Origin of the sequence: Sporosarcina sp. SG10008, assembly GCF_044569405.1 — a bacterium.
In the GTDB taxonomy this organism is placed as follows: Bacteria; Bacillota; Bacilli; order Bacillales_A; family Planococcaceae; genus Sporosarcina; species Sporosarcina psychrophila.
Genome location: NZ_CP172607.1, coordinates 691202 through 707375 on the forward strand (window position 1 = coordinate 691202; position 16174 = coordinate 707375).

The following is a 16174-nucleotide window of genomic DNA, read 5'->3' on the forward strand; positions in this document are numbered from 1 at the left end:
AAGTGCCCCGCACCAAGATAATACCAGTGCGGGGAGTGTTTTAGTTACTGTTCATGACAAAGGTAATCATTTTCTCTTCTTTTCATTTGAGTTCATTCGTTCGCGTTTTGGTTTCAGGGAACGGAGTTCAGCAAACTCGCGGGCTATTTCTTCATTCATGTCGCCCGGTTTTATTTTTTGGTTTTTCGGCGTTTGTGGTAAAGACCGTGCATTATTTCCGCCAGTTTTATTGTCATCTCTTCCCATAGTAACAACTCCTTTCATTTTTTCAGTGCCACGTTAATATGGCTTTCTAAAGAAATATTATTCAGCAGTTTTCATGCTGAATTAATGTGGAAATTAAAATAAAAATGTTTGTTTTGATTATTATCGTCAAAAAAGACGGTTTACAATAGTAGTTTTAATAGTATAATAGTAAATAATTGAATATTCTTATCAAGAGAAGCTGAGGGATATGGCCCTGTGAAGCTTCAGCAACCTCTGACTTAGTCAGGAAGGTGCTACCTCCAACAAGATTTTTTCTTGAGAGATAAGAACAGAGTGCCCAAATTAAACCCTCTTTTCTTGTCTTATAGAAAAGAGGGTTTTTTATATTGAATCATTTGATTCAAACCAAAGTGAAAAGGGAGAGACGACACATGCCGATTAATGTACCGAAACAATTACCAGCAGGAGAACTATTGAAGAAGGAAAAAATATTTGTGATGGATGAAGAACGCGCAACGTCCCAAGATATACGTCCTATGAACATCGCCATTTTAAACTTAATGCCTGAAAAAGAAAGAACAGAGTTGCAACTGCTACGTCTATTAGGGAATACACCACTACAAGTAAATGTTACATTTTTGAACACAGCAACTCATGATTCTAAAAACGTTAGTAAAACGCATTTAAACGCATTTTATACAACATTTGAACATGTGAAACATCGTCGTTTCGATGGACTGATTATTACGGGTGCCCCGATTGAGCATTTAGAATTTGAAGACGTTAATTACTGGAAAGAAATAACGGAGATTATGGAATGGTCAAAAGAAAATGTAACCTCTGTTTTACATATTTGTTGGGGTGCCCAAGCAGCACTCTATCATCATTATGGAATCCGGAAATTTGAATTGCCGAAAAAATGCTCAGGCGTTTTTACGCATCGACTATCCGACCCAACGATTAACCTTGCACGTGGCTTTAATGACGAATTTAAAGCGCCACATTCACGTTATACATCCGTTTCAACAGAGGAAATAAAAAATGATCCCCGTCTACACTTGCTTGCCAAATCAGAGGAAGCAGGGGCATTCATCGTCATTTCTAAAGATAACAAACATATTATGATCACAGGTCATTTGGAATACGATGCGGATACGTTGGCGGAGGAATATGCACGTGATTTGCAAAAAGGAGTTGGTATTGATATCCCGGAAAATTATTTTCCGAATGATGATCCAAGCAAAGAGCCGTTGAATACATGGCGTTCCCATACGCATCTACTCTTCTCCAACTGGCTAAATTATTATGTGTATCAAGAAACACCTTATGAATGGGAATAACTAGTTAATGACAAATGTATCAATTAAACCACGTCTGTAGATTAACCATTTATTTGCATAAAACACTGGTGAGTAGGGCTTGATGACCTTCATTTTCACTGCATTATTTTCGGCCCGCTTTCGACTAACTATTCATGACAGATTTACTGAGGGGTCCGAGTGTGGCTAGAAGTGACTCCGTCACTTCTAGCCACACTCTTTTTAGTAATACTATTGCGAATAGTTGCCTGTCGCGTTCCTACACTATTCAAGTGGAAAATGCAGTTGTTTTGGAAGAATAGAATAGATGACATTCTATGAAGGGTGTAAGTGCCCGAAGATGCAATTTCGGGCACTCTTGGACGATGTACAATGCGATCCTTTCTTACTTTTAGCAAAGATTATACATCTAATCATGTGATACCTTATAGCAAGTGCCACTTCTTTACTAAAAAAAGAAAAAACCATATAGAAAGCTTCAGCCGCCAAAATTGCATCTTTGGCGGCTTTTCTCCGACTTGGATGTCAGCTATTCTTTTATCAAAAAAAGCATAAGCACTACAAGTACTTTTGCATCCAGACATCCCGCTTATTGATATAGAAGTCATTCAATCCGAAGCAATCCAAAAATGCAACTATACAAGTAGCGCCCGGAAGGTAATTATGTTATTCACTGGTTAGTTTTGGTTAATCAACAGGTCTGCAATTAACCAAACCAGAAAATGACTGCTTACTATTTTGCAAAAAACTCTAGATTCCTGGCGTATAGGTGCTTTTTTAAAGAAAGTGGTTAATCATCAGACGTGACTCAATGACCCTTTTGTCGTGAATTGCATAAGCTAATACGACGAGGGGGTAAGTGAGATGGGGTTGTTTATTAACAAAAATGGGCACCCGGATGTTTTTAAAAATAATGCAGACGTTTTAGGGAGGAACCAAGAACACTATAAAATAGATCCGATAGCGGAATGGATGAAGGAACATAGGGAAGCGTCTCATTCGGTTGGTGAACAGTTCAATATCATGGAAACCTTACTAAAGCAACAGAAAAACACACAATCCAATCAATTGAAATCAATCCATAATCGTTTGAATGAAATCAAGGAAAGTGATTTCCGACATGAAAAGTTTGGAAAAGATGTTATGAAGTCTTTAAAAAAAGTAGAAACTAAAAACGAAATGTTACAACGTACGTTGATACATGAGCGAATAATGAATCGAGAATTCATCGGGAAAGTGAATGAGGTCAGCCAGTCAAATGAAGAAATTGTCAATAGTATAGAAATGCTGACTTCTGCAAATGAGGAAATTGTAGTCAAAATGAATGAACAATTAGATTATCAAAAGTTGTTGTCAGAGCAACTATTGAAACAAGAAGATATACAAAAAGACGTGATCAGCAGGCTGGACAACCAAGAAGGATTGCTAGGGAAAGTGATAAGGCAACTGGATTATCTACGCTCAGTCCTATACGAGCGAACCAACTTTTTATCAGAGAAAATAGAAGGTAGTTACAGCATGACGTCTTCGTATCTATCCAAATTATTGACCAGATCGGATCCAGTTTCGGCACGTTTTATGTTGAGCCAAAAGCAGGAAGAAAAAGAGGAGAACGTTGATTGAAAGGTATGGCTATTTAATGATGGAAAACATCATTACAATTAAGCAAGCCTCAAGTACAAATCATATACCTAGGAACTGCTTAATTGTCTTTTCAGTTATGGGCTTAGGGATTCAGCACATATTAGCCATCCTTGAATAGAATGTTAAGGACAACGGGATAATCGAATTGGAGGAGATTGGGTGACGAATCGGAATCGACAAAATCAAAACCAACATTGGCATGAACATTATCAGAACCCACAATACCGGAGGATTACAATAAATCAGGCGATGGCCATTGCATTAGAGCGGGTTCCAGGCCAGGTCGTAAAAGCGGAATTAGATTACGACGATGGAATGCTGGTATATGAAATTGACGTAAGAACGGCAGAAGGTCATAAGTATGAAGTTAAAATTGATGCGAATACAGGTGCAGTCCTCAGAGTGAAACTAGATTAATGAAACTATATGTGAAAAGCCACGAATGGTAACTGATACCATTCGCGGCTTTTCTTTTTTTGATGTTTAGGAAATTATGAAATCTCGTACTGTGGATAAGTTGTAACTTAGTGATTTTACGTCTAGACTCCAGCGCCTAGCCCCTGGAACTGTACGACATGGGTCATGCAACTATTGAAAAGGAAATCGTGATCCTAAGCTGCCTTCCTCTGTCGCTTCTAACCTATAGGTCCACCGGGAGGGATTGAACTACATCCCTCCTACTTGTTTGGGCTGGGCATGCGTTTGCGATTTAGTCCATGAAACAGATTAGAAACCCTTTTGCTACTATCACAACTCGAGATTGTTATTACTTTCCAAGGTCTTCGGATTCCATAATTGCATCGACTTTTGCAATTGCATCCGCTTCATCTTCACCATCCGCCGCAATTGTAATGGTAGTGCCTGAAGCTACTCCAAGTGACATAACACCTAAAATGGATTTCAGATTTACTTTTTTACCGACGTATTCCAGTGTAATATCCGATTTGAAAGAACTGACCGCACTAACGAGAGCGGATGTTGGACGGGCATGTAAACCAGCAGTACCTAAAATGGTGTATTGTTTTTCTATCAATGTGTATTCCTCCTAATTGTTAGTATCAATTACTGTATTATAAAAGTTGGTGACTGACTATGGAAGATTATGATTGATTATGAAAGGGATTTCAAGTAATATGAGTTTACAGCTAATTAGAGGTGGTGTTCATATGTTGACAAATGAACGATATGAATTGATTTTGAATTTATTGACTGAGAAAAAGACAGTTAAAATTCAAGAGTTAGTCGATGCGACATCCGCGTCAGAGTCAACAATTCGCAGGGATTTGAACGATCTCGAAGACTTAAATAAATTGGATCGTATCCATGGAGGCGCTACAATAAGCGAGCGAATCACAAAAGAACTTAGTATTTCGGATAAAGCATCCAAAAACCTTCAAGAGAAGATTCAGCTTGCTACTTATGCCGCTTCTTTTGTCCAAGATGGGGATTGTATTTTTCTTGATGCAGGGACTACCACTTTGCAGATGATTCCTTATTTAAAGAATAAAAAAGTGACCGTTGTGACGAATGGATTGACACATGTTGATTCATTGATGGAATACGAAATAACGACTTATTTGACGGGTGGCTATATAAAATCCCGCACACGTGCCCTTGTGGGACCTCAAACAATCCAGACGCTTGGCGACTATCAGTTTGACAAATGCTTTCTTGGCGTCAACGGATTCCATTTGGAAATCGGCTATACAACGCCAGATCCAGAAGAAGCCGCTGTTAAAAGGCTTGCTTCTACACTCTCGAGAAAAACATATGTCGTGACGGATCATTCAAAATATAACAAAGTAAGTTTTGCTACTATTATGCCACTCGATAAAGCCGTATTGATAGTAAGTGATTTCGAAAAACAAGCTATCAACTTATTGGAGCAAAAAACAACAGTAAAGGTGGGGAAATCATGATTTATACGTGCACAATCACACCCTCGCTTGATTATACTACCTATTTACCCGAATTCAGGAGCGGTAAACTGAACCGTTCTAAAGATGTATATTACTATCCCGGGGGAAAGGGAATAAACGTGTCACGTGTGTTAAGCCGATTAGAAGTTAGCAACATCGCTTTAGGTTTTGTAGGTGGGTTCACAGGTGACTATATTCAACAATCTCTACAGTCAGAAGGGGTTCATACGGACTTTATCCAAACTGAAGAAATTACGCGCATCAATGTGAAAATCAAAGCCGATAAAGAAACAGAGTTAAATGGTCCTGGTCCTGATATAACACTAGAACAGCAACAGCAATTGATGGCGAAAGTGCAGAACATGGAAAAAGGTGATTGGTTCGTTCTTGCAGGCCGTCTTCCTGAATCAATAGCGAAAACTTTTTTCGAGGATATCGCAACTATCTGCAATGACAATGGCGTACATTTCGTTCTTGATACATCGGGTCCTGCATTAAAAGGATTGATTGACATGAAGCCATTTCTTATTAAACCAAACGAACAGGAGCTTGGTGAATTGTTCGATACGGTAATAGAAAACAAACAGCAAGCACACCATTACGCTAAGAAACTTATTGAAAAAGGCGTCGAACATGTCATCGTTTCCATGGGGGGGGAAGGGGCACTGCTCGTTACGAAAGAGGTTGCTGTTTTTGCGGAAGCGCCAAAAGGGAAAGTTGTGAATACGGTGGGGGCTGGTGATTCACTTGTATCCGGGTTTCTTGCATCCTTCACGAAAGAGGGGGATCCAGTTAAGGCATTCCGATCGGGTGTTGCAAGCGGAAGTGCAACAGCTTTTAGAGTGGATCTTTGTGAGAAAAAAGATGTACTAGCATTGCTGGACCAAGTATTGATTAGTTCATTAGATAAGGGGGATGTGAAATGATGAAAATCACACAATTATTAACTGAAGCTACAATTATTTTGGATGTGAAAGCTACATCTAAACAGGATGTATTGACAGAACTGATAAATCAGTTCGATCGTGCAGGAAATTTGAATAATACAGGGGCATTTACACAAGATATTTTGGCCCGAGAAGAGCAAGGGACGACGGGAATCGGCGATGGAATTGCGATTCCACATGCGAAATCAGCAGCTGTTAAGGTGCCGGGAATCGCATTTGGACGTTCTTTACCAGGTATCGACTACGCATCGCTGGACGGCCAGCCGGCTCATCTGTTTTTCATGATTGCTGCGAGCGAAGGAGCAAATAACGACCATTTGGAAGCGCTATCAAGACTAGCTACATTTTTGATGGATTCAAACTTTAGAGAAAAAATTCTAAATGCTACGTCAAAAAATGAAATTCTACAAGCGGTCAATGACAAGGAAATCGAGTTGGAAGGACCTGAAGAGATAGATGAATCAAAATCATCACTTTCACCTACATCGAAAATACTTGCTGTTACTGCGTGTCCAACGGGAATAGCGCATACCTACATGGCGGCACAAAAACTAACTGACAAAGCGAAAGAAATGGGCATTTCATTGAAAGTGGAAACGAACGGTTCGTCTGGCGTGAAAAACCGTTTGACAGACGCGGATATTGCGGAAGCGGATGCCATTATTGTTGCCGCAGATACCAAAGTTGAAATGGCTCGGTTTAGCGGTAAGCCGGTCATACAGACGAAAGTCGGCAAGGCAATCTATGAAACGGAAGAATTGTTGAATCGTGCAATCATTAAAGACGCACCAATCTACAAACATGATAAGTCTAAAGAGGATAGTGACACTTCCGAAACCAAAAACGGTTTTTATAAACATTTAATGAATGGTGTGTCCAATATGCTACCGTTTGTTGTTGGTGGCGGAATTTTAATTGCGTTATCGTTCTTCTGGGGTATAAATTCAAGTGATCCGAATAGTGCAGATTACAATGCATTCGCAGCAATGCTAAATACAATAGGCGGTGGAAATGCATTCTTCTTGATGGTTCCTGTATTAGCAGGATTCATCGCGTCGAGTATCGCGGACCGCCCCGGATTTGCTCCAGGTATGGTCGGTGGGTTAATCGCGATTACGGTTACAGGTGTTGACGGTGTCAGCGGGGGCTCTGGATTTCTAGGCGGAATCATTGCCGGTTTCCTAGCAGGGTATGTAACAGTTCTTGTTAAAAAAGCATTTGCGGCATTACCCGATGCACTTGAAGGATTAAAACCGGTGTTGTTCTATCCAGTGTTCGGTATTGCGATTACTGGACTCATTATGATGATGATCAATCCTCCTTTGACTAAATTATATACGGGTATGTCAGTATTTTTAGAAGGGCTTGGTGGAACAAACCAGGTACTAGTCGGTATATTATTAGGTGCGATGATGGCAATTGACATGGGTGGGCCGATTAATAAAGCCGCATACACATTCGGTATTGCGATGCTCGATGCACAGAACTTCGGATTCATTGCGACGGTTATGGCAGCGGGGATGGTACCGCCACTAGGCATGGCAATTGCCACGACATTGTTCAAAAAACGATTTACAAAACAAGAGCGTGAAGCGGGGAAAACGGCTTATGTCCTTGGGGCTTGTTTTATAACGGAGGGTGTCATTCCGTTTGCGGCGGCAGACCCGGCACGTGTTATTCCAGCATCGGTAGCTGGAGCTGCATTGACTGGTGGGCTTACAATGCTATTTGATATTGGGTTACGTGCACCGCATGGTGGCGTCTTCGTTATGGGGCTTGTCGATGGTGGTATTGGAAAAGTATTGCTATATGCATTGGCGATAGTCGCTGGGGCCATGGTTACAGGTTTACTTGCGGGAATATTGAAGAAGAACAAAATACAGGCGATATAAAAATAGAGAGAGCTGTCCAAAAAGTCATTCGCAGATGGCTATAGGCGGAGCTCTCTTTTTTTTACAAGTAAACGCCTAGTCATTTACATGTATAGGCAATGCGCAACAGTGGAACACTCTCTGTAAAGCGGAGGTGTGAACTTTGGATGACTTTTTTGAAGTGGACTTTTGGGAAATGATTATGAGGGTGACGGTTACATTTTTTGTCCTCCTTATACTTGCACGATTTATGGGGAAAAAACAAATTTCTCAACTGACGTTTTTCCATTACGTAACCGGTATTACGATAGGCTCCATAGCGGGAGAAATCGCGGGAGTATCCAAAACTCCACTTTTGGATGGACTCATAGCAATGATTTGGTGGACATTCCTGACGATGCTCATGAGCTACATTGCATTTAAATCTAAAAAGGCACGGATAATTCTTGATGATCAGCCTACTATCGTTGTATATGAAGGGAAAATAGTTGAAGCTTCCTTGAAGAAGTTGCGTCTCCATCTAAATGACTTAAGTATGATGCTGCGTGAACAAAGTATTTTTTCAATTAAAGATGTTCATTATGCGATACTTGAAACAAATGGACAGTTAAGTGTCTTAAAAAAAGCAGGGCAAGAGGCCGCAACGAAAAAAGATGTAAATGCTCCTGCACAGGTGCCTAAATATATACCGACTGAAGTAATAGCGGAAGGGAAAATTACACCTAAGAATTTAACGGAGCTAAATTTGACGCAAGAATGGTTGTACGAGCAATTGAAAAAACAGGGTATTGGCAATGTAGAACATGTATTTTATGCCGAGGTTCAAACAGATGGAAGTCTTCACGTAGATATGAAGTCCGAAGATGGAAAATAAGGAAAAGCGTTGCGAAAAGGATAGAACTTTTCGCAACGCTTTTCAATGGAGTGTTCTATAATTAGTGGACAGCACACATAAGAGCAGATACTCCCGACTCAATTGCTGCTTTACTGACTGCCTGTGTAACGGCTTTTACAACTCTTTCATCAAAAGGATCAGGAACAATATAATCATCGCGTAACTCGGATTCATTGATCAATGATGCAATAGCATAAGTCGCAGCCAGCTTCATACTTTCATTTATTTCTGTTGCCCGGACATCCAGTGCCCCTCGGAAAATACCAGGAAACGCGAGCACATTGTTCACTTGATTTGGATAATCGGATCTGCCGGTCGCTATGATGCGAACTCCATATGCTTTTGCCAAAGCAGGCGCGATTTCAGGGTCTGGATTGGCCAAAGCAAAGACAATCGGGTCGATGCTCATGGAGTCGATAAGTTCCTTCGTCAATAAATTAGCAGCAGAAACACCTATGAATATGTCAGCATCCGTCATAGCAATTTGTAACGAGCCTGTTAAGTCGTTAGGATTTGTAATCTCAGCAATTTCATCTTTAGTGGCATTCATGCCATTGGGGCGACCTTTGTAAATAATGCCTTTTGAATCACAGATGACAATCTGCTCAAATCCAATATTCTTGAGATGTTTCACTATTGCAATACCTGCAGCACCGGCACCATTGATCACTATTTTAACTGTCTCCATACTTTTATTAACTACCTTTAGAGCATTTAATAAACCTGCGCCAACGACGATTGCAGTACCATGCTGATCATCATGGAATACAGGGATATCACACTCTTCACGTAATCTTTTTTCAATTTCAAAGCAGCGCGGGGCGGATATATCTTCCAAATTGATCCCGCCAAATGTCGGGCTGATGGCTTTAATTGTTTGAACGATGATATCAACATCTTTAGTACCTAGGCAGATTGGAAACGAGTCAATGTTAGCGTATCTCTTTAACAGCATCGCTTTCCCTTCCATTACCGGAAGTGCTGCTTCGGGTCCTATATCACCTAAGCCTAACACGGCAGTTCCATCTGTAATTACTGCCACTAGATTCCCTTTGATTGTATAGTCGTATACCGCATAGGGGTTTTTTGCGATTTCTAAACACGGATCTGCTACTCCTGGAGAATAAGCTAGGCTGAGATCTACACTGTTTTCAAGCGGGACCTTCGATACAGTTTCCATTTTTCCTGTATGAATACGATGCATTTCTAAAGAAGATTGATAACGACTCGTCATTAAATATACCCCATTCCACTTCGTATTTTTTAACTGTTGTTATAAATTTTTACCATGAACTCGAAAAAAACACAAGTCAGAAAATTCAACACAGTTAGATAATTAAGGAGATGTAGCGCTTACATTAGCTTTGTTGCAACGTTTAAGATTAATATATTTTATTTTGATGAAAATCAGTAATACGCTCAAAATAACAAATTCACTATATATATTGAATTAAAGATTCCCATTGAATCTACTGTGGTGCTCAATAATGAGAGAGTTGTAATTCGGGGTGTGGATTGTAGAACGCTTGGTGCTTTAGGGATACCTTCCGCCGTAAGCCGGGATTAGCGCTTCGCATCCAGTCTTACGGCTTCGGCGACCCCTTTGCCGCGCCTGCACTAGGTTGTTCATTACCGAGAGAAATGTGATTTTGAGATGTATATGCTGAGATTATAATGTGATTACTAGTTGATACTACTTATAGTCAAGAAAGATGCACTCCAGGTTGCAGATTTCATCCCTGAAAATGAAATGCGCTTTCTTACATAGACCATCTAGCGAAGGCGCGTCTTCGTGGTAGCCGGAGCGATAAGACTGAAAGTGGTCTTCTTTCTGGCTTATCGCGGGAGGCATCCACAAAGCGTCGAAGCGGTATTAGGGGGAATTCTAATTCATTCCAATTACAAGGGCTTTTTCAGTGGCCTCCCAAAAGCCCTTGTAAAGCGCATACGCCGTATTCATTTGTTCAACATATATAGACTTCAATCAAGTGAGAAATGGAGCGAAGAGGGAGGAAAAGTATACATATTATCACGTCTGTTGATTAACGAAAAAGCTGCGTAGGACGCGACAAAGTCGCATCCTACGCAGCAAGAAATTCTGATGATTGTATAGTAGTCGTTCAGTTCAATGCAATCCGAAGCACCTGTACATAGAGTAACTAGTGTTTTATCAAAAAAGTAAGCAGTCATCTGTTTAACCTATTTAGAAAATAGGTGTTTCGCGCTTTTGATACAAGGTAAGAAAGTATAAGTTTATCTACATGGATTGGTGTCTAGACTTCAGACGCCAGCCCCTCGAGTCGCTTCAGAATTGTCGGGGCTAAAACGGCGTCTTGCGCTTTTCCTTACTCAAATTATTTCCCATTCACGTTCTTTAGCTATAGCTTTTAAGCGGGGTTCAGGTCGAACGGCGACTGGGTTCCCGACAAGTTCTAGAACAGACAAATCGGAAAAACTATCTCCGTAGGCGAAACTATTTTGCCAGTCGATTTCTTTTCCTTGTAGTACTTCTTGAATCTTCTCGTTTTTTCGAGGACCTTGTATATGATAGATTGGCGTCCGCTTATCGGTTTTGCCCTCCTTCATAGGAATTTCGGTACCGATGATGGTGTCGAACTGCAACTCCTTTGTGACGGATTGCAAAAGGGACGTGTAGGCACCAGAAACAAGCATTATATGTATGTTTTCAGCAGCATGCTCTTTTAAACGTGTGATGACTTCAGGATTAAAACCTTCTCGTACCCGATCGGTCAATTCCCCGAAATAGGCATCTAATTCTGTAATGGACATTTGCCCAAGCGCATTCAAGTAGATTTGCATAGAACGTTCTTTCATCTTGGCTTCTGGAACCAGTTTTAACTTGTGTCCGATATAAGGTGGAAGGATGGCCCGATAAAATCGTTTGTAGTTTGGATGATGGACGGGGTGGTATCTTAAATGGTTCATTAGTAGTTGAAAAGTTTCATCTGAATACAGTGTTCCATCAAAATCGAATATCGCAACTCGCATAAAAATCCCCTTTTTCCTGCTATTTGTAATTAATTCCTTGATTTTATCATACAGCGTTTGTAATGTAGAGGCAATTTGAGGATAATAAGAAGTGAGAGCGAGGAGTTTATTAATTATGAAAAAAAATCATAAGAATTCAGCAAGCAGAAAAGAAGATACATCCGTTTATACAGTGAAAGAACCCATGGAGTTATTACCCTTTCTATTGGAAATGATGTCTAAAAGTAGCCGCAACTCGGTGAAATCTATACTGACACGTGGACAGGTCACGGTGAATGGCAAGATGGTAACGCAACATAATCATCCACTTCAGGCTGGACAACATGTTGAAATCCTTAAAAATCGAGCGGCGATGAAAGAAGAGACGTTGGTCGGTGTCACTATCTTGCATGAAGATGACGATATCATTGTTATTAATAAAGAAGCAGGTCTGCTATCAGTCGCTTCTAAAATTCCGGAAGACATGACCGCTTACAGACAGCTAATGGACTATGTAAAAGAAACCAATCCAAGAAACCGAGTTTATGTCGTTCACCGCCTTGATAGAGATACATCGGGTGTGATGTTGTTCGCGAAAAATGAAGAAGTGAAAAATGGATTGCAAGCTGCGTGGAATGAAGTCGTGAAAGAACGTACGTATACGGCACTTGTTGAGGGTGCTGTTAGAAAAAAAGAAGGTACGATTTCATCATGGCTTAAGGAAAGTAAAACATTCAAAGTATACTCAAATCCAACTGATAATGGTGGGCAACATGCTGTAACACATTACAAAAAGCTCCAGTCGAATAGTAACTACTCGTTACTTGAAGTTCAACTGGAAACAGGTCGTAAAAATCAGATTCGCGTTCATATGGAAGACATTGGTCACCCAATTGTTGGTGATAAAAAGTACGGATCTAGCGTTAACCCGATTAAACGGATCGGCCTTCATGCTACGGCATTGGCACTTTTACATCCGCGTACTGGAGAACTCGTCCGTTTCAAAGCGGATGTGCCATCTTCACTAATTTCGAAGTCAAAATGATCGGTTGGTGTGTTCATGAAAATTATATCTTATGATGATTTACAACAAGCTGAGATGGTTCTTTCATTTGGTAAGCAAAAATTGACTGTTTCCGTCTTTATGATAGACGGGTTATTAATTGATACTGGACCAGCTAAAATGAAAGCAAAACTCATACCTTTGTTTGAGCAGTGGGATATAACTAAAGTGATCTTAACGCACCACCACGAAGATCATACGGGATTGGCATATTGGCTTCAAGAAAATACGGAATTCCCGATTTACATTCATGAATCGGGAATTAAAGACTGTGAAAATCGTACAAAGTTGCCTTTTTATCGTAAAGTTTTTTGGGGAGATAGAGAACCGTTCCAACCGATTGAATTGAATGACACGATTACAACAGATAACTACAATTGGGATGTCATTCATACACCTGGTCACGCACATGATCATGTTGCGTTGTTTAATCAGGAAAAAGGTTGGATGTTTGGCGGTGATCTGTATATACAACCGACTCCGAAAAGTTTGTTTGCCTTTGAATCTGTTCCGGAAATTATTACATCATTAAAGAAAATATTGACGTATGATTTTGAAACGTATATTTGCTCCCATGCAGGGGTAAAAGTTAGAGGTAGACAGGCGATTGAGAAAAAGTTGGATTATTTGGAGGGCGTACAACAAGAAGTTCAATCGCTCAATAATCAAGGAATGACTTCGCATGCAATAAGAAAAAAACTATTTCCCAAAAGTCATCCGATGCATTACTTATCCTTCTTTGAAAATTCACCAAAACATATCGTCAACTCGATTTTAAAATGACTTGCAGGCATTGCAATTATTGGGTGTTAATAAAAAAATCAGGTGCATACTAGAATTCTAGTGTGCACCTGATTTTTTTGATTATTGAAGCGTGTTATTTGGCATTCCGGGTTGACCTTGTGAAGAGGCGAACGAATTCAATAATTGTTGCATATCTTGTGCGGCAAGCTGTGGCACTTGGTAATAATGATGTTTGTTTTGGTAAATCGCCAGTTCATAAGCCATTTCTATGCAGTTAGGTACAGAGTCAGCAAGTACGCGACGAACAACGGGGTTACATGTTTCGGTTGCAGCCATCGTTTTCATCGATGCTCCAGCCTTTGCGGAGCCTAGTAAAAAGCCTGAAATGATTTCATCCGATATGTCTGCCACGGACTGCATCGGTTTTTTCGGTTGAGACGGTTTCATACCATATACGAAGTCATTACCTTGTTTCATCTCATACCTTCCTGTAGGATGTGATGGATTTTGTCCAGTTTTGAAACATTCAACTGTAATGTTATATTCATCTAAAGCAAAGCGGTATTGGCGATCCAAAATGTCAAGTAACTCGGGATCTTTCACATGTGTTCGTAATAGCATTGCTTGGTTCAGACATGCGACAGTCCCAGATAATGCCTCGTGGACGTCAAATAATTCATGACCACCATGATTCAGCTGTTGCGGAACGCTTCCCGTATGCATGTTTTCGTGAGTTTGATCGTTCGATTGACCGAATGGATTTTGCGTCACTGTATAAATTCCTCCTTTATGGTTGTTGATTTTCATCAACCATAGTATGGATGATCGTGTGAAAACTATGCGTGGAAATTGTGAAATGAAAACAATATAAGCATAATCTCCTTCTAACTAAAATAGTCTAGAGTAGAGGACATTTTTATTTATGAAAGGCAGATGATAGGTATGCAGATTCATGTGGTTCAAAATGGTCAAAGTTTATATGGAATTGCCCAAGCTTATGGCATCAATTATCAAGAAATTGCACAAGCAAATGAACTACCAGATCCATCACGTATCGTTGTAGGCCAAGCGTTAGTCATACCAATTACAGGCAGCTATCACTGGGTTCAGCCAGGTCAGTCGCTTTATGTCATCGCACAAATGTACGGTTTGACAGTCAATGAGCTCGCAACAATTAATCGACTATCTCCATCCCAGAACTTACGTGTGGGACAACGTCTTTACATTCCAGCGCGACCGAAAAAAACGGCTGAGTCATTACTCTATGTGGAGCCAAGGACTCCAGTAACCGAAGTAATGATTGATGAAGTTAGACAAAGAGTCGATGCACTAACGTACTTAGCCATGTTCAGTTACGAAGCGCAGCGGGATGGGTCATTGAAAGCACCTTCGATTGATGATATACCGAATATAGCGAGTGCTGCAGGGGCGGCGAATGCACTTGTAGTAAGTAATTTGGAGAACTTTGCATTTAATGCAGATCTTGCTCATGTATTATTTACGGATCAGGCAGCACAAAATCGGTTGTTCGGCAATCTCATTCAAGTGGCTAATGAAATTGGTTATAAGGACATACATTTTGATTTTGAGTTATTACATCCAGAAGATCGTGAACTTTATAATAGTTTTCTGCGAAATGCAAGAGATCGATTCCATCAAGCCGGTTTCACAATTTCGACCGCACTTGCACCCATGACAAGTGATGTCAGAACTGGGATTTACGGGGCACATGACTATCGTGCGCATGGAGAGATTGTGGACTTTGTTTCTCTTATGACGTATGAGTGGGGCTACACATACAGCGACCCGCAAGCTGTCAGTCCAATAGGTCCTGTTCGGAATGTAGTCGAGTATGCTGTCAGTCAAATTCCGAGCGAGAAAATATTCTTGGGCCAAAATCTATACGGTTATGATTGGTCTACACCATATCCGAGTCAAGGTGGATCTGCTGCCAGAGCGATAAGCCCTCAACAGGCAATTTTGATTGCGACAGATCGAGAAGTTGATATCGAATACGACTATGTAGCGCAGGCACCCAATTTCGAGTACACGGATGATACAGGAGTACGTCATGTAGTTTGGTTTGAAGATGCACGTAGTATTCAAGCTAAATTTGACTTGATCAAACAGTTCAACTTACGCGGGATTATGTATTGGAAACTTGGTTTAGCTTTTCCACAAAACTGGTTGCTGTTGGAAGACAATTTCGCCATACGAAAAATTACTTAAAAAAAAGAACCGCTGTGCTTAAGCACTCGCGGTTCATTTTTTAAGATTAATTACTCTTTATTGATATAATTGATGAAACTCGTCAGAAACTCTACATCCGGATTGAAAAGTAAAACAGGTAGGAAAACGAAAGTCATTAATAGCATTACGTTCGCACCGATAAATGTACGGAGAATCTTTTTAAATTTCATTGTCCTAACCTTCTTTCTCCTAGTTGTAATTTTCTAATAGCTATTGACAGCTACACTGATAAGTATATGCTTCATCAATCGTTATTTGAATAACTAAATAATACTCTCTCTTCGGAAAAAAGTAAATAATTTTATTTTCCATACATAAATAGGACAT

Annotated in this window: 16 protein-coding genes and 1 riboswitch; of the genes, 10 read left to right on the forward strand and 6 right to left on the reverse strand. The window is 40.2% G+C overall.

What is annotated here, in order from left to right:
• Positions 1-66: 66 nt before the first annotated feature.
• On the reverse strand, positions 67-246 hold the full coding sequence (locus ACGLYD_RS03490; protein WP_067207021.1) for a hypothetical protein: 180 nt from the start codon (positions 244-246) through the stop codon (positions 67-69).
• 183 nt (positions 247-429) lie between these two features.
• Positions 430-536: riboswitch (SAM riboswitch) on the forward strand.
• A gap of 102 nt (positions 537-638) precedes the next feature.
• Here ACGLYD_RS03490 and metA point away from each other — a divergent pair.
• From metA to ACGLYD_RS03505, 3 genes are all read left to right on the forward strand, one after another.
• Complete coding sequence (metA, locus tag ACGLYD_RS03495; protein ID WP_338653129.1) at positions 639-1547, forward strand: homoserine O-succinyltransferase; 909 nt, start codon at positions 639-641, stop codon at positions 1545-1547.
• An 843-nt stretch (positions 1548-2390) separates the two neighbouring features.
• Positions 2391-3149 (forward strand): hypothetical protein, encoded by a 759-nt coding sequence (locus tag ACGLYD_RS03500; RefSeq protein ID WP_399631387.1) that lies wholly within the window; start codon positions 2391-2393, stop codon positions 3147-3149.
• A gap of 180 nt (positions 3150-3329) precedes the next feature.
• The gene (locus tag ACGLYD_RS03505; protein WP_399631389.1) at positions 3330-3587 is read left to right on the forward strand and encodes a PepSY domain-containing protein; all 258 of its coding nucleotides are present in this window, start codon (positions 3330-3332) and stop codon (positions 3585-3587) included.
• A gap of 349 nt (positions 3588-3936) precedes the next feature.
• Here the strand turns inward: ACGLYD_RS03505 and ACGLYD_RS03510 are convergent, their stop codons facing one another.
• Complete coding sequence (locus tag ACGLYD_RS03510; RefSeq protein WP_399631392.1) at positions 3937-4203, reverse strand: phosphocarrier protein HPr; 267 nt, start codon at positions 4201-4203, stop codon at positions 3937-3939.
• A 133-nt stretch (positions 4204-4336) separates the two neighbouring features.
• Between ACGLYD_RS03510 and ACGLYD_RS03515 the strand changes: the two genes are divergently transcribed.
• The 4 genes from ACGLYD_RS03515 (at position 4337) to ACGLYD_RS03530 (ending at position 8781) form a co-directional block, all read left to right on the forward strand.
• Entirely contained in the window at positions 4337-5089 is a 753-nt protein-coding gene (locus tag ACGLYD_RS03515) for a DeoR/GlpR family DNA-binding transcription regulator (protein ID WP_067213873.1), read from the forward strand.
• Complete coding sequence (gene pfkB / locus ACGLYD_RS03520; RefSeq protein ID WP_067207036.1) at positions 5086-6015, forward strand: 1-phosphofructokinase; 930 nt, start codon at positions 5086-5088, stop codon at positions 6013-6015. The genes ACGLYD_RS03515 and pfkB overlap by 4 nt, the downstream gene beginning before the upstream one ends.
• A complete protein-coding gene (locus ACGLYD_RS03525; RefSeq protein ID WP_354313785.1) occupies positions 6015-7928 on the forward strand; it encodes a fructose-specific PTS transporter subunit EIIC in 1914 nt (637 codons plus the stop codon). Before pfkB ends, ACGLYD_RS03525 begins: the two co-directional genes overlap by 1 nt.
• Before the next feature lie 142 nt (positions 7929-8070).
• A complete protein-coding gene (locus tag ACGLYD_RS03530; RefSeq protein ID WP_338653124.1) occupies positions 8071-8781 on the forward strand; it encodes a DUF421 domain-containing protein in 711 nt (236 codons plus the stop codon).
• Between the two features lie 61 nt (positions 8782-8842).
• On the opposite strand, the gene ACGLYD_RS03535 is transcribed toward ACGLYD_RS03530, so the two are convergent.
• Both ACGLYD_RS03535 and ACGLYD_RS03540 read right to left on the reverse strand, forming a co-directional pair.
• Entirely contained in the window at positions 8843-10036 is a 1194-nt protein-coding gene (locus ACGLYD_RS03535) for an NADP-dependent malic enzyme (RefSeq protein ID WP_067207040.1), read from the reverse strand.
• Between the two features lie 1115 nt (positions 10037-11151).
• Positions 11152-11811: an HAD-IB family hydrolase gene (locus ACGLYD_RS03540; protein ID WP_338653120.1), complete on the reverse strand. Its 660-nt coding sequence runs from the start codon at positions 11809-11811 to the stop codon at positions 11152-11154.
• A gap of 115 nt (positions 11812-11926) precedes the next feature.
• On the opposite strand from ACGLYD_RS03540, the gene ACGLYD_RS03545 reads away from it, so the two are divergent.
• Positions 11927-12835, forward strand: a complete 909-nt coding sequence (locus ACGLYD_RS03545) for an RluA family pseudouridine synthase (RefSeq protein ID WP_399631397.1) — start codon at positions 11927-11929, stop codon at positions 12833-12835.
• Between the two features lie 15 nt (positions 12836-12850).
• Complete coding sequence (locus ACGLYD_RS03550) at positions 12851-13636, forward strand: MBL fold metallo-hydrolase (RefSeq protein WP_067207050.1); 786 nt, start codon at positions 12851-12853, stop codon at positions 13634-13636.
• Positions 13637-13717: 81 nt separating this feature from the next.
• On the opposite strand, the gene ACGLYD_RS03555 is transcribed toward ACGLYD_RS03550, so the two are convergent.
• The gene (locus ACGLYD_RS03555; protein ID WP_370569977.1) at positions 13718-14368 is read right to left on the reverse strand and encodes a spore coat protein; all 651 of its coding nucleotides are present in this window, start codon (positions 14366-14368) and stop codon (positions 13718-13720) included.
• Between the two features lie 171 nt (positions 14369-14539).
• On the opposite strand from ACGLYD_RS03555, the gene ACGLYD_RS03560 reads away from it, so the two are divergent.
• On the forward strand, positions 14540-15826 hold the full coding sequence (locus ACGLYD_RS03560; protein ID WP_067213876.1) for a LysM peptidoglycan-binding domain-containing protein: 1287 nt from the start codon (positions 14540-14542) through the stop codon (positions 15824-15826).
• Positions 15827-15876: 50 nt separating this feature from the next.
• Here the strand turns inward: ACGLYD_RS03560 and ACGLYD_RS03565 are convergent, their stop codons facing one another.
• Complete coding sequence (locus tag ACGLYD_RS03565; RefSeq protein ID WP_187047139.1) at positions 15877-16017, reverse strand: hypothetical protein; 141 nt, start codon at positions 16015-16017, stop codon at positions 15877-15879.
• Between the last annotated feature and the right edge of the window lie 157 nt (positions 16018-16174).